This is a genomic window from Nocardia suismassiliense, assembly GCF_900269665.1.
Classification (GTDB): domain Bacteria; phylum Actinomycetota; class Actinomycetes; order Mycobacteriales; family Mycobacteriaceae; genus Nocardia; species Nocardia suismassiliense.
Map to the genome: position 1 here is coordinate 6,449,006 of NZ_LT985361.1, position 20,215 is coordinate 6,469,220.

22 protein-coding genes are annotated in these 20,215 nt (G+C 66.3%); 14 read left to right on the plus strand and 8 right to left on the minus strand.

What is annotated here, in order from left to right:
* Window positions 1-202: 202 nt before the first annotated feature.
* A complete protein-coding gene (locus DBO33_RS28520; protein WP_107657828.1) occupies window positions 203-3,022 on the plus strand; it encodes an aconitate hydratase in 2,820 nt (939 codons plus the stop codon).
* 87 nt (window positions 3,023-3,109) lie between these two features.
* On the plus strand, window positions 3,110-3,676 hold the full coding sequence (locus tag DBO33_RS28525; RefSeq protein ID WP_107657829.1) for a TetR/AcrR family transcriptional regulator: 567 nt from the start codon (window positions 3,110-3,112) through the stop codon (window positions 3,674-3,676).
* A gap of 2 nt (window positions 3,677-3,678) precedes the next feature.
* On the opposite strand, the gene DBO33_RS28530 is transcribed toward DBO33_RS28525, so the two are convergent.
* Together DBO33_RS28530 and DBO33_RS28535 are read right to left on the minus strand one after the other, a co-directional pair.
* Entirely contained in the window at window positions 3,679-4,473 is a 795-nt protein-coding gene (locus DBO33_RS28530; protein WP_107657830.1) for a hypothetical protein, read from the minus strand.
* 196 nt (window positions 4,474-4,669) lie between these two features.
* A complete protein-coding gene (locus tag DBO33_RS28535) occupies window positions 4,670-5,239 on the minus strand; it encodes a MarR family winged helix-turn-helix transcriptional regulator (protein ID WP_234391086.1) in 570 nt (189 codons plus the stop codon).
* Window positions 5,240-5,344: 105 nt separating this feature from the next.
* Here DBO33_RS28535 and DBO33_RS28540 point away from each other — a divergent pair, with 105 nt between their 5' ends.
* From DBO33_RS28540 to DBO33_RS28555, 4 genes are all read left to right on the plus strand, one after another.
* On the plus strand, window positions 5,345-5,848 hold the full coding sequence (locus tag DBO33_RS28540) for a cupin domain-containing protein (RefSeq protein WP_107657831.1): 504 nt from the start codon (window positions 5,345-5,347) through the stop codon (window positions 5,846-5,848).
* 79 nt (window positions 5,849-5,927) lie between these two features.
* Window positions 5,928-6,344: an acyl-CoA thioesterase gene (locus DBO33_RS28545; protein ID WP_107657832.1), complete on the plus strand. Its 417-nt coding sequence runs from the start codon at window positions 5,928-5,930 to the stop codon at window positions 6,342-6,344.
* A gap of 271 nt (window positions 6,345-6,615) precedes the next feature.
* Complete coding sequence (locus DBO33_RS28550) at window positions 6,616-7,161, plus strand: hypothetical protein (protein ID WP_107657833.1); 546 nt, start codon at window positions 6,616-6,618, stop codon at window positions 7,159-7,161.
* A gap of 11 nt (window positions 7,162-7,172) precedes the next feature.
* Window positions 7,173-8,135: a hypothetical protein gene (locus tag DBO33_RS28555; RefSeq protein ID WP_107657834.1), complete on the plus strand. Its 963-nt coding sequence runs from the start codon at window positions 7,173-7,175 to the stop codon at window positions 8,133-8,135.
* Between the two features lie 313 nt (window positions 8,136-8,448).
* On the opposite strand, the gene DBO33_RS28560 is transcribed toward DBO33_RS28555, so the two are convergent.
* Together DBO33_RS28560 and DBO33_RS28565 are read right to left on the minus strand one after the other, a co-directional pair.
* On the minus strand, window positions 8,449-8,682 hold the full coding sequence (locus tag DBO33_RS28560) for a helix-turn-helix domain-containing protein (RefSeq protein ID WP_040736162.1): 234 nt from the start codon (window positions 8,680-8,682) through the stop codon (window positions 8,449-8,451).
* 80 nt (window positions 8,683-8,762) lie between these two features.
* Window positions 8,763-10,394, minus strand: coding sequence for an ABC-F family ATP-binding cassette domain-containing protein (locus DBO33_RS28565; protein WP_107660659.1), 1,632 nt, complete (start codon window positions 10,392-10,394; stop codon window positions 8,763-8,765).
* 163 nt (window positions 10,395-10,557) lie between these two features.
* Here DBO33_RS28565 and DBO33_RS28570 point away from each other — a divergent pair, with 163 nt between their 5' ends.
* The 4 genes from DBO33_RS28570 (at window position 10,558) to DBO33_RS28585 (ending at window position 14,093) form a co-directional block, all read left to right on the plus strand.
* Window positions 10,558-11,322 carry an SDR family oxidoreductase gene (locus DBO33_RS28570; RefSeq protein ID WP_107657835.1) on the plus strand — a complete coding sequence of 255 codons (765 nt, stop codon included), beginning with the start codon at window positions 10,558-10,560 and terminating at the stop codon, window positions 11,320-11,322.
* A gap of 45 nt (window positions 11,323-11,367) precedes the next feature.
* Window positions 11,368-12,480: a lycopene cyclase family protein gene (locus tag DBO33_RS28575; RefSeq protein ID WP_107657836.1), complete on the plus strand. Its 1,113-nt coding sequence runs from the start codon at window positions 11,368-11,370 to the stop codon at window positions 12,478-12,480.
* Between the two features lie 88 nt (window positions 12,481-12,568).
* Window positions 12,569-13,504: a non-homologous end joining protein Ku gene (ku, locus tag DBO33_RS28580; RefSeq protein ID WP_107657837.1), complete on the plus strand. Its 936-nt coding sequence runs from the start codon at window positions 12,569-12,571 to the stop codon at window positions 13,502-13,504.
* Between the two features lie 34 nt (window positions 13,505-13,538).
* Window positions 13,539-14,093 carry a GNAT family N-acetyltransferase gene (locus tag DBO33_RS28585; protein ID WP_107657838.1) on the plus strand — a complete coding sequence of 185 codons (555 nt, stop codon included), beginning with the start codon at window positions 13,539-13,541 and terminating at the stop codon, window positions 14,091-14,093.
* Between the two features lie 6 nt (window positions 14,094-14,099).
* On the opposite strand, the gene DBO33_RS28590 is transcribed toward DBO33_RS28585, so the two are convergent.
* Window positions 14,100-14,477: a nuclear transport factor 2 family protein gene (locus DBO33_RS28590; RefSeq protein ID WP_107657839.1), complete on the minus strand. Its 378-nt coding sequence runs from the start codon at window positions 14,475-14,477 to the stop codon at window positions 14,100-14,102.
* Between the two features lie 86 nt (window positions 14,478-14,563).
* Between DBO33_RS28590 and DBO33_RS28595 the strand changes: the two genes are divergently transcribed.
* The gene (locus DBO33_RS28595) at window positions 14,564-15,376 is read left to right on the plus strand and encodes a helix-turn-helix domain-containing protein (protein WP_234391087.1); all 813 of its coding nucleotides are present in this window, start codon (window positions 14,564-14,566) and stop codon (window positions 15,374-15,376) included.
* 4 nt (window positions 15,377-15,380) lie between these two features.
* Here DBO33_RS28595 and DBO33_RS28600 read toward each other — a convergent pair whose 3' ends face one another.
* From DBO33_RS28600 to DBO33_RS28610, 3 genes are all read right to left on the minus strand, one after another.
* Complete coding sequence (locus tag DBO33_RS28600; protein WP_107657841.1) at window positions 15,381-15,995, minus strand: hypothetical protein; 615 nt, start codon at window positions 15,993-15,995, stop codon at window positions 15,381-15,383.
* A 44-nt stretch (window positions 15,996-16,039) separates the two neighbouring features.
* Window positions 16,040-16,480, minus strand: a complete 441-nt coding sequence (locus tag DBO33_RS28605; RefSeq protein ID WP_159080578.1) for a hypothetical protein — start codon at window positions 16,478-16,480, stop codon at window positions 16,040-16,042.
* Window positions 16,481-16,630: 150 nt separating this feature from the next.
* Complete coding sequence (locus DBO33_RS28610; RefSeq protein ID WP_107657843.1) at window positions 16,631-17,497, minus strand: MetQ/NlpA family ABC transporter substrate-binding protein; 867 nt, start codon at window positions 17,495-17,497, stop codon at window positions 16,631-16,633.
* 132 nt (window positions 17,498-17,629) lie between these two features.
* Here DBO33_RS28610 and DBO33_RS28615 point away from each other — a divergent pair, with 132 nt between their 5' ends.
* The 3 genes from DBO33_RS28615 to DBO33_RS28625 are packed head-to-tail and all read left to right on the plus strand — an operon-like array spanning window position 17,630 to window position 20,207.
* A complete protein-coding gene (locus DBO33_RS28615) occupies window positions 17,630-18,505 on the plus strand; it encodes a MetQ/NlpA family ABC transporter substrate-binding protein (protein WP_107657844.1) in 876 nt (291 codons plus the stop codon).
* Window positions 18,502-19,533 (plus strand): methionine ABC transporter ATP-binding protein, encoded by a 1,032-nt coding sequence (locus tag DBO33_RS28620; protein WP_107657845.1) that lies wholly within the window; start codon window positions 18,502-18,504, stop codon window positions 19,531-19,533. The genes DBO33_RS28615 and DBO33_RS28620 overlap by 4 nt, the downstream gene beginning before the upstream one ends.
* Window positions 19,534-19,544: 11 nt before the next feature.
* The gene (locus DBO33_RS28625) at window positions 19,545-20,207 is read left to right on the plus strand and encodes a methionine ABC transporter permease (RefSeq protein WP_107657846.1); all 663 of its coding nucleotides are present in this window, start codon (window positions 19,545-19,547) and stop codon (window positions 20,205-20,207) included.
* Window positions 20,208-20,215: the final 8 nt, after the last annotated feature.

A 20,215-nucleotide genomic window follows, 5' to 3' on the forward strand; every position in this document is an offset into this window, starting at 1 on the left:
CGCACACGACGCGCCCCGGTGTGCAACGCCGTGGGCGGTCGTGTCCGGTACCCCAGCCGCCCCCGTGCGCCTCACAGGACAAGCGTACTGTTAAGGTCATAGCGCGAGGAACCGGCGCCCTCCGGCGCTGGAGCACCTGCAAAGACTCGGTCGCCGGCACAGCCCCGCCGACGACCAACCCTCACAGACGAGTGGAGCTGACGTGACGACAAGTATCGATACTTTCGGCGCCAAGGGCACCCTCGAGGTCGGAAGCAACTCCTACGAGATCTTCCGCCTCTCCGCCGTGCCCGGCACCGAGAAACTCCCCTACGCACTCAAGGTCCTCGCGGAGAACCTGCTCCGCACCGAGGACGGCGCGAACATCACCGCCGATCACATCCGCGCCATCGCGGACTGGGATCCGTCGGCCCAGCCGAGCATCGAGATCCAGTTCACCCCGGCCCGCGTGATCATGCAGGACTTCACCGGCGTGCCCTGCATCGTCGACCTCGCCACCATGCGCGAGGCCGTGGCCACCCTCGGCGGCGACCCGAACAAGGTCAACCCGCTCGCGCCCGCCGAGATGGTCATCGACCACTCGGTGATCATCGACGTGTTCGGCCGCGCCGACGCGCTCGAGCGCAACGTCGACATCGAATACTCCCGCAACCGTGAGCGTTACCAGTTCCTGCGCTGGGGCCAGGGCGCGTTCGACGACTTCAAGGTCGTCCCCCCGGGCACCGGCATCGTGCACCAGGTCAACATCGAGCACCTGGCCCGCACCGTGATGGTCCGCAACGGCCAGGCCTACCCGGACACCTGCGTCGGCACCGACTCGCACACCACGATGGTCAACGGCCTCGGCGTATTGGGTTGGGGCGTCGGCGGTATCGAGGCCGAGGCGGCCATGCTCGGCCAGCCCGTCTCCATGCTGATCCCGCGCGTCGTCGGCTTCAAGCTGACCGGTGAGATCAAGCCCGGCGTCACCGCCACCGACGTGGTGCTGACCGTCACCGACATGCTGCGCAAGCACGGCGTGGTCGGCAAGTTCGTCGAGTTCTACGGCAAGGGCGTCGCCGAGGTGCCGCTGGCGAACCGCGCCACCCTGGGCAACATGAGCCCCGAATTCGGTTCCACCGCAGCGATCTTCCCGATCGACGAGGTGACCATCGACTACCTGCGCCTGACCGGCCGCACCGACGATCAGCTCGCGCTGGTCGAGGCGTACGCCAAGGAACAGGGCATGTGGCACGACGCCGAGCGCGAGCCGGTGTACTCGGAGTACATGGAGCTCGACCTGGGCGACGTGGTGCCCTCCATCGCGGGCCCGAAGCGTCCGCAGGACCGAATCCTGTTGTCGGAGTCCAAGACCGCGTTCCGCAAGGACATCCACAACTACACCAGCGACGCGGAGAGCGGCCCCGCCGCCGTCACCCCGCACACACACCTGGACGAGGCCATCGAGGAGTCGTTCCCGGCCAGCGATCCGGCCGTGCTGTCCTTCGCCGACGACGACGCGGTGCTCATCCCGTCCGCCGCGAACGGTGCCGTCGGCCGGCCGAGCAAGCCGGTCAAGGTGTCCTCGGAGGAGTACGGCGACTTCGTGCTCGACCACGGCGCCGTGGTGGTCGCCTCGATCACCTCCTGCACCAACACCTCCAACCCGTCGGTCATGCTCGGCGCCGCGCTGCTCGCCCGCAACGCCGTCGAGAAGGGCCTGACGTCCAAGCCGTGGGTCAAGACTTCCATGGCGCCGGGTTCGCAGGTCGTCAACGACTACTACAACAAGGCAGGCCTGTGGCCCTACCTGGAGAAGCTCGGCTTCTTCCTGGTCGGTTACGGCTGCGCCACCTGCATCGGCAACACCGGCCCGCTGCCGGAGGCCGTGTCGAAGGCGATCAACGACAACGACCTCTCGGTCACCGCGGTGCTCTCCGGCAACCGCAACTTCGAAGGCCGCATCTCCCCCGACGTGAAGATGAACTACCTGGCCTCGCCGCCGCTGGTCATCGCCTACGCGCTCGCCGGAACGATGGACTTCGACTTCGAGACCGACCCGCTGGGCCAGGACTCCGACGGCAACGACGTCTTCCTGAAGGACATCTGGCCTTCGCCGAAGGAGATCGAGGAGACCATCGGCTCCGCGATCAGCCAGGACATGTTCATCAAGTCCTACGCCGACGTGTTCAAGGGCGACGAGCGCTGGCGCGGGCTGGAGACCCCCGAGGGCAAGACCTTCGACTGGGATCCGCAGTCCACCTACGTGCGCAAGCCCCCGTACTTCGACGGCATGCCGCAGAACCCGGAGCCGGTCACCGACATCAAGGGCGCGCGAGTCCTTGCCTACCTGGGCGATTCGGTCACCACCGACCACATCTCCCCCGCGGGCAACATCAAGCCGGGCACCCCGGCCGCGCAGTACCTGGAGTCCAACGGCGTCGAGCGCAAGGACTACAACTCCTACGGCTCGCGTCGCGGTAACCACGAGGTGATGATCCGCGGCACCTTCGCCAACATCCGGCTGCGCAACCAGCTCCTCGACGACGTCTCGGGCGGTTACACCCGCGACTTCACCCAGGACGGCGGCCCGCAGGCCTTCATCTACGACGCCTCGCAGAACTACCAGGCCGCGGGCATCCCGCTGGTCGTGCTGGGCGGCAAGGAGTACGGCTCGGGTTCCTCGCGCGACTGGGCGGCCAAGGGCACCTCGCTGCTCGGCGTGAAGGCCGTCATCACCGAGTCCTTCGAGCGCATCCACCGCTCGAACCTCATCGGCATGGGCGTCATCCCGCTGCAGTTCCCGGCGGGCGAGTCGGCCGCGTCGCTGAAGCTGGACGGCACCGAGACCTTCGACATCGAGGGCATCACCAAGCTGAACGAGGGTGCGACTCCGAAGACCCTGAAGGTCACCGCCACCAAGGAGAACGGTGAAAAGATCACCTTCGACGCGGTGGTGCGGATCGACACCCCCGGTGAGGCCGATTACTACCGCAACGGCGGCATCCTGCAGTACGTGCTGCGCAACATGATTCGCGGCTGATCACGCACTCGCCGTTAGTCGAGAGTCCGCGCACCGCGTTTTCGCGGTGCGCGGACTTCTCACACCTCTTGGAGGAGCACGTCCGTTATGCCCAAAGTCAGTGATGATCACCTCGCCGCCCGGCGCAGCCAGATTCTCGACGGGGCGCGGCGATGCTTTGCCGAATACGGGTACGAGGGCGCCACGGTGCGCCGCCTCGAGGAAGAGATCGGCCTGTCCCGCGGCGCGATCTTCCACCACTTCCGGGACAAGGACGCACTGTTCCTCGCGCTGGCGCAGGAAGACGCCGAGCGCATGGCCGACGTGGCGGCCAACCAGGGCATCGTCGGCGTCATGCGCGATATGCTCGCCCACCCCGAGCAATTCAATTGGCTCGGCACCCGTCTGGAGATCGCGCGCCGCCTGCGCACCGATCCCGAATTCCGCGCAGGCTGGTCGCAGCGCTCGGCCGAACTGACCGCCGCGACACTCGCCCGGCTGGAGCGCCGCAAAGCAGCGGGCGCCCTACGCGACGACGTCCCCACCGACGTGCTGCTCGGCTACCTCGACCTGGTCCTGGACGGCCTCATCGCCCGCATCGCATCTGGGCACACCAACGAAAACCTCACTGCGGTACTGGATCTCGTCGAAGCGTCGGTGCGCCGGCGGGACTGACGCTAGAAGTTGACGTTGAGGTAGTCGGCCGCGTGCGTTGTCCACAGCACGTCGGTGCCCGGCATGGGGTGACCGGAATACCGAACGTGCTGTCCATCCGGCCACGGGGTGAGGTAGCCGATGAGGCCGCGGACCGCGGCGGCGTAGCGGTCCAGGTTCGCGATCGGATCGTGCATCAGCCACTCGAGCAGCTCCGCGAAGATCAGCGGGGCGAGATTACCGATGCGGGCGCCCTCGAGGAACGAGAACGGGGAGATTCCGACGTCGAGGAACCGGAGCGGGGAATCGGCGGGTGCGGCGGTGATGATGTCGCCGGGGTTGGCGTACTCGCGCACGGCAACCCCGGCGGGCCACGCGCCACGCTGGCCGTGCAAGCCGTAAGTGGTTGGCGGGCAGAGGTTTCCGACCGACTGGCCCGCCTTGCGCAGCGGGTTGGCGATGTTCACCGCGAACGCGATCTCCAGCGGCGAGCCGTCGATGTTGGTGTACTTGCCTGAGCGCACGCCCTCGAGGATCCGGCTCGCGCAGATACCGCCGAGCGAATAGCTCAGCAGCCCACAGACATTCGGCGAATCCTGAATCGCTTTGACGCCCGCTGCGGTACCCAGCCGCACCGAGGTGTCCAGCGACGGCCCCCAGATATCCGGCGACGGGCCCACCGAGGCAGGCCAATTCGGCTCGAAGAACGAGAACTTTTCGGTATCGAGCAGTTTCGTGACGTCGTACAGCATGCCCGCGGGTGCACCGTCGGAGTTCCGCGGCTCGCCGGTTCCGCGCAGGGTAATGATGTCGATCATCGTTCGTCTCCTAGCGCGCCGAGGTGATCGGCGCGAAACCCACGCTAGGTGCGCCGCGCACCCGATGCGCGAGTAACGAACTACCTGATTCGCTCACCGGACCCACCGGAGCCACCGGCCCGCGCGGACGCGGACTCGCCGGTTCGTCCGCACTCCCGATGCCGACGCGCTCCAGAGCGGATGGACCTACCCCCGCCTATCTTCCCGGCTCCAGACTGCCGAGCAACGCGCGGGCGATGCGGTCGAGTTCGTGGCGGTCGTGTGCGGACAGCACGGACAGCATGCGGGTTTCGTTCTCGGTGTGGGCGGTGACGACCTGGTCGACGAGCTTGCGGCCGTCGCCGGTCAGGGCGACGCGCACGGCGCGGCGGTCGGCGGGGTCGGCGATGCGACGGACCAGGCCCGCGGATTCGAGCCGGTCGAGCCGGCCGGTCATGCCCGCCCGGGAGAGCATCAGGGTGTCGGCGAGCACGGACGGGTTGAGTTCGAACGGTTCGCCGGAACGGCGCAGGGCGGCGAGCACATCGAACTCGCCGCGCTGCAAGCCGTGTGCGGTGAAGACCTCTTCGATCACCCGTTGCGCTACGACGAGCAGCCTGCCGAGGCGGCCGACGATCGCCATGGCCTCCAGTTCGAGGTCGGGTCGTTCGCGCCGCCACTGCGCGACGATCGCGTCGACCGGATCATCCATCCCATCACGACCTTTGCCGATCGCGGCCGCTTGAACCGGGGCGTCGTCCGGTGCGGGCTCGGGTGCGTCAGCCATGTGCGTGCGAAATCAGTTGTCGCGTCTCCACCATGGACAGGATTCTATTCGCCGATATATAGTTCGGTAGCGAATTATCAATCGGCGAACTACCTGGAGATCCAAATGAGCACCACCACCCCTCGCAACGACGTCGCGATCCGCCAACCCCAGGACGCCGAGACACTCAGCACCGACGCGGTCACCGTGCGACTACTGCTCGACGCCTCCGACACCGACGGCACGCTGAGCACCCTCGAAGTCACCATGCAGCCCGGCGCCGACGGCGCAGCGCCGCACTACCACACCAGTTCCGACGAACTGTTCTACGTCGCGGACGGCGAACTGCAACTGCTGGCCGGCGACCGGATCGTCACGGTCGGCGCGGGCGGCTCGATCGTGGTGCCGAAGTTCCTGCCACACGCCTTCGGCGCCACGCCCGACAGCTCCGCGCGCATCATGATCGCGCTACTGCCCGGCGTGCAGCGCTTCGAGTACTTCCGGCTGCTGGACCGCATCGCCAAGGGCGAATCCACCCTGGCCGATCTCGCCGCGGCGCAGCAGGAGTTCGACAACCACTTCGTCGACGCGCCGAACTGGTGGGCCGAGCGCAACGCCAATCGCCGCTGAGGGTCGTGCACAATCCGACTGTGACCAACCCGTCGATGCAGGTCGGAACAACTCCGGCCGCACAGGAGGTTCGCAGGAGATGACCTTTTCCGTCCCGATCGCCGTCCGCGGTTACGAGCTCGACACGCAAGGCCACCTCAACCAGGCGGTCTATCTGCAATACGCCGAGCACGCCCGCTGGGAGCTGATGCGGGCGGCGGGCGCACCGCAGGAAAAGCTCGTCGCCAGTGGCGTCGGACCGGTCGTGCTGGAAACCACCATCAAGTATCTGCGGGAACTGCGCGGCGGTGACGAGGTCACCGTTTCGGTCGACTTCGAATGGCTGACCGGTAAGACGTTTGTGTTCCGGCACGAGATCCGCAAACTCGACGGCACCGTCGCGGCCGAGATATCGACGATTACCGGCCTGCTCGACCTCACCGCCCGTAAGCTCGTCGCCGCGCCGGGCGAACGCTTCGCGGCGCTGGCCGAGCGGCCCGACCTGCTCGGACTTTGAATCGGCAAGTACGGATGCACAGCCGCCAACCCCGAGCAATATATGGCTCAATTTTTCCATCCGGAAATAGCTCACCGGTTGCGCTGGAGCCATGTCCGGAGCACCGAAAATCTTTCGGCGCTAGCGCATCCGGTTCCGAAATTCGGTTTGCCACCGGCCGTGAAATCTCTCGAACCGATCCGATCCGGCCGAGCTGCGCGTTATGATCCAAGTCACGCTCGGGGGTCGTGGCAAATCGCGAGCAGATCGGATTCAGATCGGAGAATGAGCTATGACCGACGCACTCCGCCTTCCCGGAACCGCGCCGAAGAGTGATCGCGTTGCTCCGCTGCGGGGTGTGCTGGTCGCGGAGTCGGAACGAGATATCACCGTCCGCGTGCCCGAGGGCACGTGGACTTTCCGTCGGTCCGACGTCGTGCGCGTGCTCGATTCGCCGCTGACCGACGGACTCTCCTGCGTACCCGACGGCATCACGACGTTGCCCGACGGCACCGCACCCCGGACCGGCAGAGTCAGCGCGGCCGGCGACGTCGGTGCTGTGCGCGTCGGCCGCCAGGTGGTAGTGGACATCCGCGCCGGTGCGACCGCCGATTTCACCCGCAAGATGCGCATCGATCTCGTCGATCGGCCGATGACCATCCCGGAGACGCCGTCCCCGGCGCGCGGCGACGAAGAACTGCGGCAGCTCACCGAGCGCTGGGCCGAGCGCCTGAACATCGTCGACCTCACCGGCGCGCACGGCGCCACTTACACCTACTGCCAGACCAAGTCGTTCGCAACCAGCGACGACGGCATCAACTGCGACAGTCTCGACTGAGCGGTGCGCGCATGACGGCACGCCGGGCGAGCTCGGTCCTGATAGTGTCGGAATCCGACGACCTGCACGCCACCGCCATGGCGGCGACGCTGCGAGAGCATCACGCGCTCAGCGCGATTCACCTCGACCTGCGCGACTTCCCGCGCGAGTCGGGCAGTTTCCGGCTGGATCGGCTCGGCACCGCACGCTCGCTCTCGCACCTCATCGGACTCGACGACGTGCGCTCGGTCTGGTGGCGCCGCCCGCATCCGTGCCAGGTGCCCGGCGGGGTCCGCGCCACCGACGACGAGTTCCGCCAGGCCGAATGCGACAGCTTCATCCAGGGCATGCTCTGGTCCATACCGGCCAACTGGATCAACGACCCCGGCGCCGACCGCACCGCGGCCCGCAAGATCGTGCAGCTGGAGACGGCGCTGCGGGCCGGCTTCGCGGTGCCGGAGACGCTGATCACCAACGATCCGGACGAGGCCCGCAGTTTCGCCGAATCCCGGCCCGGCCCAGTCGTTTACAAGCGCACCGGGACCAGCCGCGCCGAGTTCGCGGAGACCAGGATCATCACCGAGGCCGACTACGGCAGGCTCGCGGGCATCCGCGCCGCACCGACCACCTTCCAGGATTACATCGACGCCGAATGCGATCTGCGGGTCGTCTGGGTGGACGGTGTCGAATGGACGGTGCGGATCGACTCGCAAGCCGGGGTCGGTCGGGTGGACTCCCGCCTGGACACCTCGGTCGATTTCGTGCCCGAGCATCTGCCCGCGTCGGTCAGTAAATCGCTCGCCACGCTGATGGGTGCGCTCGGATTGTCCTTCGGCGTCTTGGACATTCGGCTCGGCCTCGACGGCGAGTACTACTTCCTCGAGGTCAACCCGCAGGGCCAGTTCGCGTACCTGGAGATCAAGACCGGCCTGCCCATCTTCCGCAGCCTCGCCAACCTGCTCGTCGACGGCGACGGCTCGGTCAGCGGCTACTGACGGCGAAGGTCGCGGCATCGCGAAGCGATTCGATGAGGTAGACAGCACGATCTTCGGCAACGCGTTGACCAGTGGTGCCAGCAGCGCGTCGCCGGGCGTGGCCGGATCCTGTTGCGCGCCCGGCCAATACTGGCGAGCAGCGCGTAGGAGGCATGGCCGAAGATCTGGGCGTCCACCGCACCGAGCAGCTCGGCGAGGTACGCGTCCAGTTCGGGGTCGTCGACCCCGATCCAGTCCAGCGCATCGGGGCAAACGACCTCATCGGTTCGGTCGAAAAAGATACCGGCCGAACCGATTTCGAGTTCTGCGGACGCTACTGGCTCTTACGGCGGTTCGCACCGCCGCGGCTGCGGAGCTGCACATGCGACTCCACCAGCACATTGTGGATGAAGCCGTAGGAGCGACCGGTCGCTCGCGCCAGCGAGCGAATGCTCGCCCCTGCCTCGTACTGCTTCTTCAACTGGGTCTGTAGGCGGTCCCGGGACTTCCCCGTGACACGTGTTCCCTTACCCAGGGTGGCTTTGACTTGCGTTGGCCTGTCGCTCATGGCTTCCTCCGAGTCGCCGAGCAGCTCTTTCCAGGCTAAGCACTCGAGGGTCCGTGATCAACGGATTCTTGTGATGAAAGTCACGCAAGCTGAATAAGTTCCAAATATTCGGCGGACCAATGGTCTTCCGTACCGTCCGGTAGCAAGATCACGCGCTCCGGCGACAGTGCTTCCGCGGCGCCCGGGTCGTGCGTCACCAGGACGACCGCGCCCGCGTAAGTGCGCAGCGCGTCGAGTACTTGCTCGCGCGAGACCGGGTCCAGGTTGTTGGTCGGTTCGTCGAGCAGCAGCACGTTGGCGGCCGAGGAGACCAGCCCGGCCAGCGCGAGACGAGTCTTCTCACCACCGGACAACGTGCCCGCGGGCTGATCCAACTGGGGACCGGTGAACATGAACGCGCCGAGCAGGCTGCGCAGGTTCTGCTCCCCCGCGTCCGGCGCCGCGTGCCGGATGTTCTCCCACACGGTGGCCTGGTCGTCGAGGGTGTCGTGCTCCTGCGCGAAATAACCGACCTTGAGGCCGTGGCCGGGCACCAGATTGCCCGCGGTCGGTTGTTCGACCCCGGCGAGCATGCGCAGCAGCGTGGTCTTGCCCGCGCCGTTGAGACCGAGCACCACGACCCGGCTGCCGCGGTCGATGGCGAGGTCCACGCCGGTGAAGATCTCCAGCGAGCCGTAGACCTTGGTCAGGTTCTCCGCCATCAGCGGCGTCTTGCCACACGGGGCGGGTTCGGGGAACTTGATCCTGGCCACCTTGTCGGCCACGCGCACGTCGTCCAGCTCGGCGATCAACCGGTCGGCGCGCTTGGCCATGTTCTGTGCCGCAGTGGCTTTCGTGGCCTTGGCACCGAGCTTGGCGGCCTGCACGCGCAGCGCGCTCGCCTTCTTCTCGGCATTGGCGCGTTCGCGACGGCGGCGCTGTTCGTCGGTGGCGCGGGCGTCCAGGTACTTCTGCCAGCTCATGTTGTAGACGTCGGCCTCGCCGCGCACCGCGTCCAGGAACCACACCTTGTTCACCACGTCGCCGAGCAGTTCCACGTCGTGGCTGATCACGATCAGCCCGCCGTCGTGGTTCTGCGGGAAACCGCGCAGCCAGGTGATCGAGTCGGCGTCGAGGTGGTTGGTCGGCTCGTCGAGCAGCAGGATGGTGTCGGAGCGCCCGCCGCTGCCGTCGGAGGCGGCGAACAGGATGCGCGCCAACTCGATTCGCCGCCGCTGACCGCCGGACAGGGTGCGCAGCGCCTGCGCGAGCACCCGGTCGGGCAGGCCGAGGCTGTTGCAGATGCGGGCGGCGTCGCTCTCGGCGACATAGCCGCCGAGCGCGGAGAAACGCTCCTCCAGGCGGCCGTACTTGCGGACCGCCTTGTCGCGCTCGGCCTCGTCGGCCACCTCAGCCATCAGCGCCTGCTGCTTCTCCATGTCGCGGATCAGCGTGTCCAGGCCGCGGGCCGAGAGCACCCGGTCGCGGGCCAGGATGTCGAGGTTGCCCTCCTTCGGATCCTGCGGCAGGTAGCCGATATCGCTGGAGCGCAAGATCTTTCCGGCATACGGCTCACCCTCGCCCGCCAGGATGCGCAGCGTGGTGGTCTTGCCAGCACCGTTGCGCCCGACCAGTCCGATCCGGTCGCCGGACTGCACCCGCAGGGCCGGTCCGGGGGCCGACAGCAGGGTGCGGACTCCGGCCCGGACCTCCAGGTCGGTCGCGGTGATCACAGATTTCTCCTCGCGGATCAGTGGTGCTGGGCGGTAAGTACTCGATTGTGCGACGTCGATACGCACAAGAACCACCGATTTTACCTGGGTTCGCACACCGCTCTTACCCGCGGCGACTCGGGTGTGACGGCCGTAACTGAACCGCCGAGTAACCTGCCGTGGCATGAGTAACGATCTTTTGGGCAAGAGCGCTCTGGTGAGCGGGGCAAGTCGGGGCATCGGTAAGGCCGTCGCGGCGGAGCTGCTGAGCCGCGGCGCGAACGTGCTGATCACCGCGCGCAAGCAGGACCCGCTGGACGAGACCGCCGCCGAGCTGCGCGCCCTCGGCCACCAGGGTGAGGTCGTGGCGCTGGCGGGCAACTCCGGCCATGCCGAAGACCGCGCGGCGGCCATCGACCGGTTGATGGCCGAGTTCGGTTCGGTGGACATCCTGATCAACAACACCGGCATAAACCCCGTCTTCGGATCGCTGATGGAGGCCGACCTTGATGCGGTGCGCAAGATCTTCGATGTGAACGTCGTCGCGGCGCTCGGCTACATCCAGCAGGCGTTCAAGGCGTGGATGGGTGAGCACGGCGGCGCGGTGGTCAACGTCGCCAGCGTCGCGGGCATCCGCTCGTCCGGTGTGATCGCCGCGTACGGCGCGTCGAAGGCGGCGCTGATCCGGCTCACCGACGAGCTCGCCTGGCAGCTCGGGCCGAAGATCCGGGTGAACGCGGTCGCACCAGGCGTGATCAAGACGAAGTTCGCCGACGCGCTGTACGCCGAGGACGAGGAGCGGGCGGCGAGCGTTTACCCGATGAAGCGGCTCGGTACGCCGGAGGATGTGGCGCGGCTGATCGGGTTCCTGGTCTCGGACGAGGCGGCGTGGATCACCGGGGAGACCGTGCGCGTGGACGGCGGATTGCTGTCTACCGGCGGCATCTGAGCGTCCCGAAGTGCCAGTGAGCCGGTACGTGTCGAGGGCCTCGACGTGACGGTGGATGTCGTCGTTTGCGGACTCGGCCCGGCCGGTCGGGCGCTGGCGCATCGTTGCCTGGCCCGTGGGCTGTCGGTCACCGTGGTCGATCCCGCACCGGATCGTCGATGGACGGCGACCTACGCGGCGTGGGCGAACGAGCTGCCCGGGTGGCTGGATGCGTCGGCCATCGCGGCGACGGTCGACCAGCCGACGGCGTGGGGAACTCGTGAGCACCGCATCGAGCGGGCTTATGCCGTGCTCGATACGGACCGGCTGCGGGAGTCGCTCGATCTGACCGGAGCCGAGGTCGTCGCGGATCGCGCGGTGGAGCTCACCGCAGGCACGGTGTCACTGGCCTCTGGTCGGCTGCTGAGCGCGCAACGAGTCATCGATGCGCGTGGCATTGCCCGCTCCCCCGCGTTGGCCGAGCAGACGGCTTACGGGCTCGTGCTCGACGCGAAGCGGTGTGCGGGACTCGCGCCGCTGTTCATGGACTGGCGTGCGGATAACGGCGCGCCCGAGGACGCGCCGCGGTCGTTTCTGTATGCGGTGCCGCTCGGCGGCGGCGGGATGCTGCTGGAGGAAACCTGTCTGGCCGGTCGGCCGGCGCTCGACGGGACCGTGCTGCGCGAGCGGCTGGTGCACCGATTGCGTTCCCGCGGCATCGACCTCACCGGTGCCGAGCGGGTAGAGCGAGTTCGGTTCCCGGTCGAAGGCGGCAGACCCGGCCGTGGCACCTTCGGCGCGGCGGGCGGATTCGCGCATCCAGCTACCGGATACAGCGTGGCCGCTTCCCTCGCGGCGGCCGACGCCGTTGCGGCGGGAGCAGCGATCTGGCCCGTATCGGCGCGGGCGGTGTATCGACTGCGGGCCGCCGGTTTGCGGGCGTTGCTCGCGTTGCCGCCGACCGACCTCCCGGTTTTTTTCGACGCATTCTTCGGCCTGCCCACCGCCGCACAACGCGTGTATCTTTCGGGCCGCACCGACCTGAATGGCATGGTCAGCGCCATGCGGACGCTGTTCGTCGCGCTCCCGCCGACACAGCGTCGGCGCGTCGCGGCCGCGACACTCGGGATGCCGATTCGCTCGCCTATTCGAATGCGTTCCGCCATCATGGAGGAATGAGTGGGCCTTACCGTCCAGCACTCAACCGTCCCGGGCCGCTGCCGCAGCGGCCCCGCGGACGAGGCACCCGCGTCGAGGGGATTCAGCAGTGAGGTCGATCTGGAAGGGCTCGATCGCGTTCGGGCTGGTGAATGTCCCGGTCAAGGTCTATACCGCGACCGAGGACCACGACATCCGATTCCATCAGGTGCACGCCAAGGATGGAGGTCGGATCAAATACGACCGCGTCTGCACGGTGTGCGGTAAGTCCGTGCAGTACGCCGACATCGATAAGGCGTATGAATCGCCCGACGGCGACAAGGTCATTCTGACCGACGAGGACTTCGCCAAACTGCCCGCCGCCGAGAAGCACGAGATCCCGGTGCTGCAGTTCGTCCCGAACGAGCAGATCGACCCGATCCTGTTCGACAAGAGCTACTACCTCGAGCCCGATTCCAGCACGCCCAAGGCCTATGTGCTGCTGGCGACGACGTTGGATCGCATCGACCGCACCGCGCTGGTGCACTTCACGCTGCGGCAGAAGACCAGGCTCGCGGCGCTGCGGGTGCGCGACGGAATGCTGGTTTTGCAGACGCTGCTGTGGCCGGACGAGGTGCGCGAGGTCGACTTCGAATCCCTGGACGGGGTCGCCGAACCGAAGCCGCAAGAGATCAAGATGGCCGAGACGCTGGTCGAGACCATGTCCGATGATTTCGACCCGGATCAGTTCACCGACGAGTACCAGATCGAACTCAAACGGTTGCTCGACGAGGCCATCGCCAGCGGCACCGGCAAGGTGCCCGAGCAGCCGGAGGCCGCGCCCGCGGAGATGGACGCCGAGGTGGTCGACCTGGTCGCCGCCCTGCAGCGCAGCCTGGAGGCCAGTGGCCGGCGCGCGGCGGGCAGCGCCGACGACAACGGCAAGGCCAAGCCGGCGAAGAAGGCCGCTGCCAAGAAGACCCCGGCCAAGAAGGCAGCTGCGAAGAGCACCGCGAAGCCCGCGAAGAAGGCGGCCAAGAAGACCGCGGCGCGCAAGGGGGCCTGAGGGTACGACGGCTTCCGGCTGGCAAACTGTCGGCATGGATTCTGCCGTTGTGATCGTCCCGATGGGTCTCGGCCACCTGCGCCAGGTCCTCGATCTCGGTCACGAAGTCTTCGACGTCACCGCCAAGCCGTACACGTCGTGGTCGCTGACGTCGGTGGCCGAACACCTCGACAGCCCCGACAACGCCTGCTGGGTCGCACTCGATTCGGACCGTGTGGTCGGTTTCGTGCTCGGATCCATGGAATTCGAGAACCGCGACGACTGGGCCTATCTCGAATGGATCGCCGTCGCGCCGGACATGCAGGGCCACGGCATTGCCCGGCGGCTGGTCGACGTGTGCTCGGAGGCGTTGTTCGCCCGCGGTGCGCGGCGCATCGTCACCGATGTGGAAGACCGCAATACGGCCTCGACGGCGTTGATGACGCGCAGCGGGTTCACCCCCGCGGCCACGGTGACGCTGTTCGTCCGGCCGAATCCCAACGATCCCGACCCGGACTCCCAGCTCACCCCCGCCGCGATCGCCCCCGGCACCAAGCGCGCGCTCATCCGCAGAGGCCGGCTGGCCGGGGACAACCGGATGGCTCGCTAGCGTTTCTCAGAACATGCCGTTGGGGATCTGATCCTCGTCCGGCACCGGCTGCAGTGCGTGCCAGTGTTCGGTGATCATGCCGTCGACCAGTCGCCAGATGTCGACCACGGCCGCGCCGCGCGGGTCGTCCTGCGGAATCAGGTGGTAGTGCACGGCCACGTAGTCGTCGTCGGCGATCACCCGTTTGATGTCGAGCCGGGACCCGGCGATCGGCGAGTTGGCGGTGAACTCCAGGAAAGCGTCTCTGCCGGAAGGGTTTCCGGGGGCATGGGCGCGGAAGTCTTCGTGTAGCAGCGCACGCATGCCGTCGAGGTTGCCTTCGGCGAATTGCGCGAGGCCGTGCAGGACGAGGTTCTTGTTGCGGGTGGCGAGGTCGTTTGTCATGCGGTCACCGTGGCAGTCGCGGTGGCGGGCTGTCGATTACCAGGGATGTAATGGCTGCGGGTCGGTCGGGTGGTGATACTGGGCGGGTGGATCAGGAGCATCGGCCGGTCGGTGAGCTACTGCGCGAGTGGCGGCTGCGGCGCGGGCTGAGTCAGCTCGAACTGTCCGTTCAGGCCGACATCTCGTCCCGGCACGTGAGTTTCGTCGAGACCGGGCGGACCGTACCCAGTGCGGTGATGGTCGAACGGTTCGCCGAGCATTTGAATGTTCCACTGCGTGAACGCAACCGGCTGTTGGTCGCGGCCGGGCACGCGCCGGTTTACCGGCATCGGTCGCCGGACGATCCGGAGTTGGCTCGGGCGCGTGATGCGGTGCGGCGGGGGCTCGATGTGCCCGAGCCGTTTCCCGCGTTGGCGGTCGACCGGCGGTGGAATCTGTTGTTCGCGAATACGGCCACTCGTGTCTTCTTCGACGGGGTGGATCCGATGCTGCTGCGTGCGCCGATCAATATGATGCGGATCGGGCTGCACCCCAATGGTTTCGCGCGGAGACTACGCAATCTGGACCAGGTGCGTGGTTTTCTGCTGCCGCGGCTGGCTCGCCAGGCCGGGCAGACCGGTGACGCCGAACTGCGCGCGCTGTACGACGAATTGAGCTCGTACTATCCGGCAGGCGAGACGGTTCCGATCGATCCGGCGGAAGTCGCGCTGCCGATTCGGATTCGGCATGGGGACGCCGAATTGTGCTTCTTCAATACGATCACCACCTTTGGTGCCGCGTTCGACATCACCCTCGATGAGATCGCGGTGGAAGCCTATTTTCCTTCCGACACGGTGACTTCCGACTATCTGTATGCGCTTGCGCAGGAGGGCGAGCGGGTCGGCACGAACGGGTCCTGACAGGTCAGCCCGCTGCAGCCCGGCCTTGTTCGAAGAACGCCAGCAGTTTCGACGCGGTGTCGACTTCCGCGCGCTCGCGTAACGCGCCGAACGAGGCGTTCCAGAATTCTCCGGTGCGTGGTGTCCATGGACCGACGTAGGCGTAGGGCGCCGGGTGGCTCGCATCGCCGGGCGAGACACCGTAATTCACCGCGCCGACGGAGCTGGACAGGTCGAAGTGTTCCGGCCACAGCACCGGTGTGATATCCGGCGCCAGACATCGCAATGCCTTGTCCCCCAGTGCGAACCACTCACTGATCTGCCGTGCGGCCGCGGGATCGATCGCCATCGCGCTGTCGGGGTCTACCCCTGTCGTGTCCTTGTACAGCTCCTTCGGTGCCTCCGGCTCGAATCCGGCCAGCTTCGCGACGTCCCGGTAGGTCCCGCGCAGCGGTGCCCGACCCTCCGGCCACACCAATTCGGCGCCGACGACCGACACCGGCCACTGCACGCCGCCGAAGCCGTGGTGCACGGCGCGTAGCCGGATCGTTCCGTATTGCCGGTACTGCGGTCCTGCGATCAACAACTCCGCGGCCGCGTGCAGGCCCAACCGCGACCGCACGTAACTCTGCTCGTCCACACCGGCATCATTGCCGGTGTGGACGCGTCATGCAGGGGTTTCGCCTACGGCTGAGCCGCAACCTCGGGGATCGTGATGCCGAAGTGCGAGACGATGGCTTTGACGCTCTGCTTCAAGCCCGATACGTCCTGCTGCAACGCCGAAACATCGCGCCGGACAGTTGCGAACTCACCTTGGACTTCCTGCTGGAATGTTCCCATTTCCTGTTGGAACGTTTCCATTTCGTGCTGGAACATTCTCGTTTCGTGCTGAAACGCACCCATTTCCTGACGGAACGAACTCATGTCCAGTCGGAACGATACGAAGTCCTCCCGCAACTCCCAGACTTCTTGCTCGATTCCTATCACCCAGCGATGCGTCTTCTTCACCCTTCTCTCCGTCTTGAAGATGGCGTCCTTGTACGAGCGCCGATTCTCAACCAGCTGTTTGTACTTCGTCTCCAAAACGCGCACACGCACATCCAGCGCGGCCAGTGTCACTGTCATGTAGAGCCCCCTCTCGTCTCGAATGGAAGCCCCAGTGTAAGACCGGGTACCGACAGAAAACCACTCGAAAATCGAGGCCGAAGAACGCATTTCAGCGACACACCGGCGAATCGCCGATATCGCCATTTTTAGGAACGTTCGCGACTGGAACTACCTACGAAACTTGGCTTCCAGTTCCGCCGAAGCAGCCTGCAGATCGGCCGGATCGTTATTCTTGAAGATCCCTTCGTACCCGGTCTCCGCCCGCACCGCCGCCTCGACCTCCGGATCGTGGTACAGCCGAGCCAGTTTCAGCAGCGTCGGGTTGTCCTTGTCCGCACCCCGTGCGGCGAAGATGTTGATGTACTGCTTCAGTTCCGGGCGTTCCGGGTCGTCGGTGTAGATCGTCTCGTTCTTCGTCAAGCCGGCGGGCCTGGCGAAGGTGTCGTCGACGAAGGCGGCGTCGACGCTGCTGAGGGATTGTGCGGTCAGCGTCGGATCGATCGGGGTCAGCCGCACCTTCGACGCCGAGGTGTCCACGTCTTCCAGCTTCGAGTCCCAGCCTGCGTTGCCCCGCAACACGATCAGGCCGGCCGCGGCCAGGGACAGCAGCGGCCGAACCTGATTGGCGGGGTTGTTACTCAACGTGATCTGGCCGCCCTGCGGGATGTCGGCGACCGACTTGTGCTTCCGGGAGTACAGCGCCAGCGGGAAGATTTCGGTCGCCCCGATCGGCACCAGCGTGTCGTTGTTGCGGGCGTTGTAGTTGGCCAGATACCGCACGTGCTGAAACTTGTTGAGATCGATGCGGCGTTGCGCCAGTGCGGGGTTCGGCTGGTTGTAATCGGTGAAGTTGACGTATTCGACGGTGATGCCCTGTTCGGCGGCCTTCTTCTTGTATACGTCCCAATGCGGCAGTGCGACGTCGTTCACACCGATGCGGATCACGTCGTCGCGGTGTTCGGCGCCACAGGAAATCGAGGCGGCGGCCAGGGCGGACAGGATCGGGAGCAGCAGTAGTCGGTGCTTCAAGCGCATTGCGCGCAAACTAGATGCTCAGCCGGTGCGAGGGAATGGTTTCGCTCATCACAATTCAAACCGTTGCCCCCACCGCTGCCGGATCGCTTGGATTACCAGGTTCATATCGCGACAAGCATTTCGGGAGCACGAGTGAAATTCCATCGGGTACTGGCGATCCCGGTCCTGGTAGCCACCGCGGCCCTCACCCTTACGGCGTGCGGTTCTGACGACAAGGCCTCCTCCGACACGGTAGTGCGGATCGGCACCACCGACAAGGACAAAGCCTGGGACGTCTTCGAGCAGCGGGCCAAGGACAAGGGCATCACGCTGAAGATCACCAACTTCTCCGATTACAAACAACCGAATCTCGCGCTCGCGCAGAAGCAGATCGATGTGAATCTGTTCCAGCACCTGCAGTTCCTCGGTGCCTACAACGTCGCGAACAGCGACACCCTGACGCCGATCGGGTCCACCTACATCGTGCCGCTGGGCCTGTATTCGAAGAAGCACAAGACCCTCGCGGATCTGCCGCAGGGCGCGGAGATCGCGATCCCGAACGACCCCACCAATCAGGCGCGGGCCCTGTTCGTATTGCAGGCGGCCGGCCTGCTGAAGCTCTCCTCGACCACCAACTCCCCCACCCCTGCCGACATCGACAAGGGTGCGTCCAAGGTCAAGGTGACCACCGTCGATGCCGCGCAGACCGCGCTCTCGCTCGCCTCGGTCGACGGCTCGATCGTCAACAATACGTTCCTCGAGCGTTCCGGCATCGACCCCAATTCAGCGCTGTACAAGGATGATCCGAAGAACCCGGCGGCCGAGCCGTACATCAACGCGCTGGTGACCAGGGCCGAGGACAAGAACAACCCGAAGCTGCTGCAGCTGGTCGAGCTCTGGCACGACCCCGAGGTGCAGCAGGCGCACCACGAGGTGACCAAGGGCACCGCCGTCGAGGTGCGGCGCACCGGTCCCGAGCTGGAACAAATTCTGCAGCGGGTGCAGCAGTCCATCCGCGACGGCAAGTGAGCACTCCGCCTGCCGTCGAGTTCCGTTCGGTCACCAAGGTTTTCGGCAAGGGCGCGGATGCCCAGGTCGCGCTGGACGATATCGATCTGCGGATCGAGCAGGGCGAGATCTTCGGCGTGATCGGCTATTCCGGCGCGGGCAAGAGCACGCTGGTCCGGTTGATCAACGCGCTGGAGAAGCCGACCAGCGGCACCATCGAGATCTCCGGCACCCCCATCACCGGGGTGCGGGAGCGCGAGGTGCGGCGGCTGCGCCGCGATATCGGGATGGTGTTCCAGCAGTTCAATCTGTTCCGATCACGCACGGCCGCAGGCAATATCGAGTATCCGCTCAAGGTGGCTGGCTGGCAGCGGGCCGAGCGCAAGGCACGGGTCGCGGAGCTGCTGGAGTTCGTCGGGTTGTCCGACAAGGCCCGCAGTTACCCCGATCAGCTCTCCGGTGGGCAGAAGCAACGGGTCGGGATCGCCCGCGCGCTGGCGACTTCGCCGTCGCTGTTGCTCGCGGACGAGTCGACCTCCGCGCTGGATCCGGAGACCACCGGTGAGGTGCTGCGGCTGCTCAAGAAGATCAACCGGGAACTCGGCGTCACCATCGTGGTGATCACCCACGAGATGGACGTCATCCGCGCGGTGGCCGACCGGGTCGCCGTGCTCGCCGAGGGCCGGATCGTCGAACTCGCCAGCACCTTCGAGGTTTTCGCGACCCCGCAGGCCGCGCCGACGCAGTCGTTCGTGGCGACGGTGCTGCACAACCGGCCGTCCGAGGACGAACTGCGCAGGCTCGGCGAGCTGCACGGCGGCCGGCTCGTCACCGTCGATATCGACGACCGGCGCGGTATCGGCCCGGCGCTGGCCACGGCGGCATCGGCCGGCGTCCGGTTCGAGGTGGTGTACGGCGGCGTGAGCACGTTGCAGGACAAGACATTCGGCAGCGTCACGCTGGTGCTGCACGGGGACGACGAGGCGATCGACAAGGTGATCGATGAGCTCGACCGTCCCGCTCTGCTCGAAAAGATCCTTACGGACTGAAAGGAGTACCGATGCAGACGGATTGGGACAAACTCCGGCCGGTCCTGAACGAGGCGATCGGCACCACCATCTATCTGGTGCTGGTCGCGTTCGTAGTCGGCGGACTGATCGGGCTCTTCCTCGGCACCATGCTCTACACCACCCGCAAGGGTGGCCTGCTGGCGAACGCGCCGATCAACGTACTGCTCAACGTGCTGGTGAATGTGGTGCGGCCGATCCCGTTCATCATTCTGCTCGCGGCGCTCGGCCCGGTGACGTTGCAGGTGGTCGGCACCACCATCGGCACCGAGGCCGCGGCGTTCGTGATGATCATCGCGGCGTCGTTCGGTATCGCCAGGATCGTGGAGCAGAACCTCGTGACGGTCGACCCCGGCGTGATCGAGGCGGCCCGAGCGGTCGGCGCCGGGCCGCTGCGCATCATCTTGACGCTGTTGATCCCCGAGGCGCTCGGACCGCTGATCCTCGGCTACACCTTCGTGGTGATCGGGATCGTCGACATGTCGGCGATGGCGGGCACCGTCGGTGGCGGCGGGCTCGGCGATTTCGCGCTGGTCTACGGCTATCAGCGATTCGATTGGCAGGTCACGCTGGTGGCGACTCTGATCATCATCGCAGGCGTGCAGGGCATCCAGTTCGCCGGCAACTGGCTGGCCCGAAAGGCCCTGCGCCGCTGAAGCAGTCG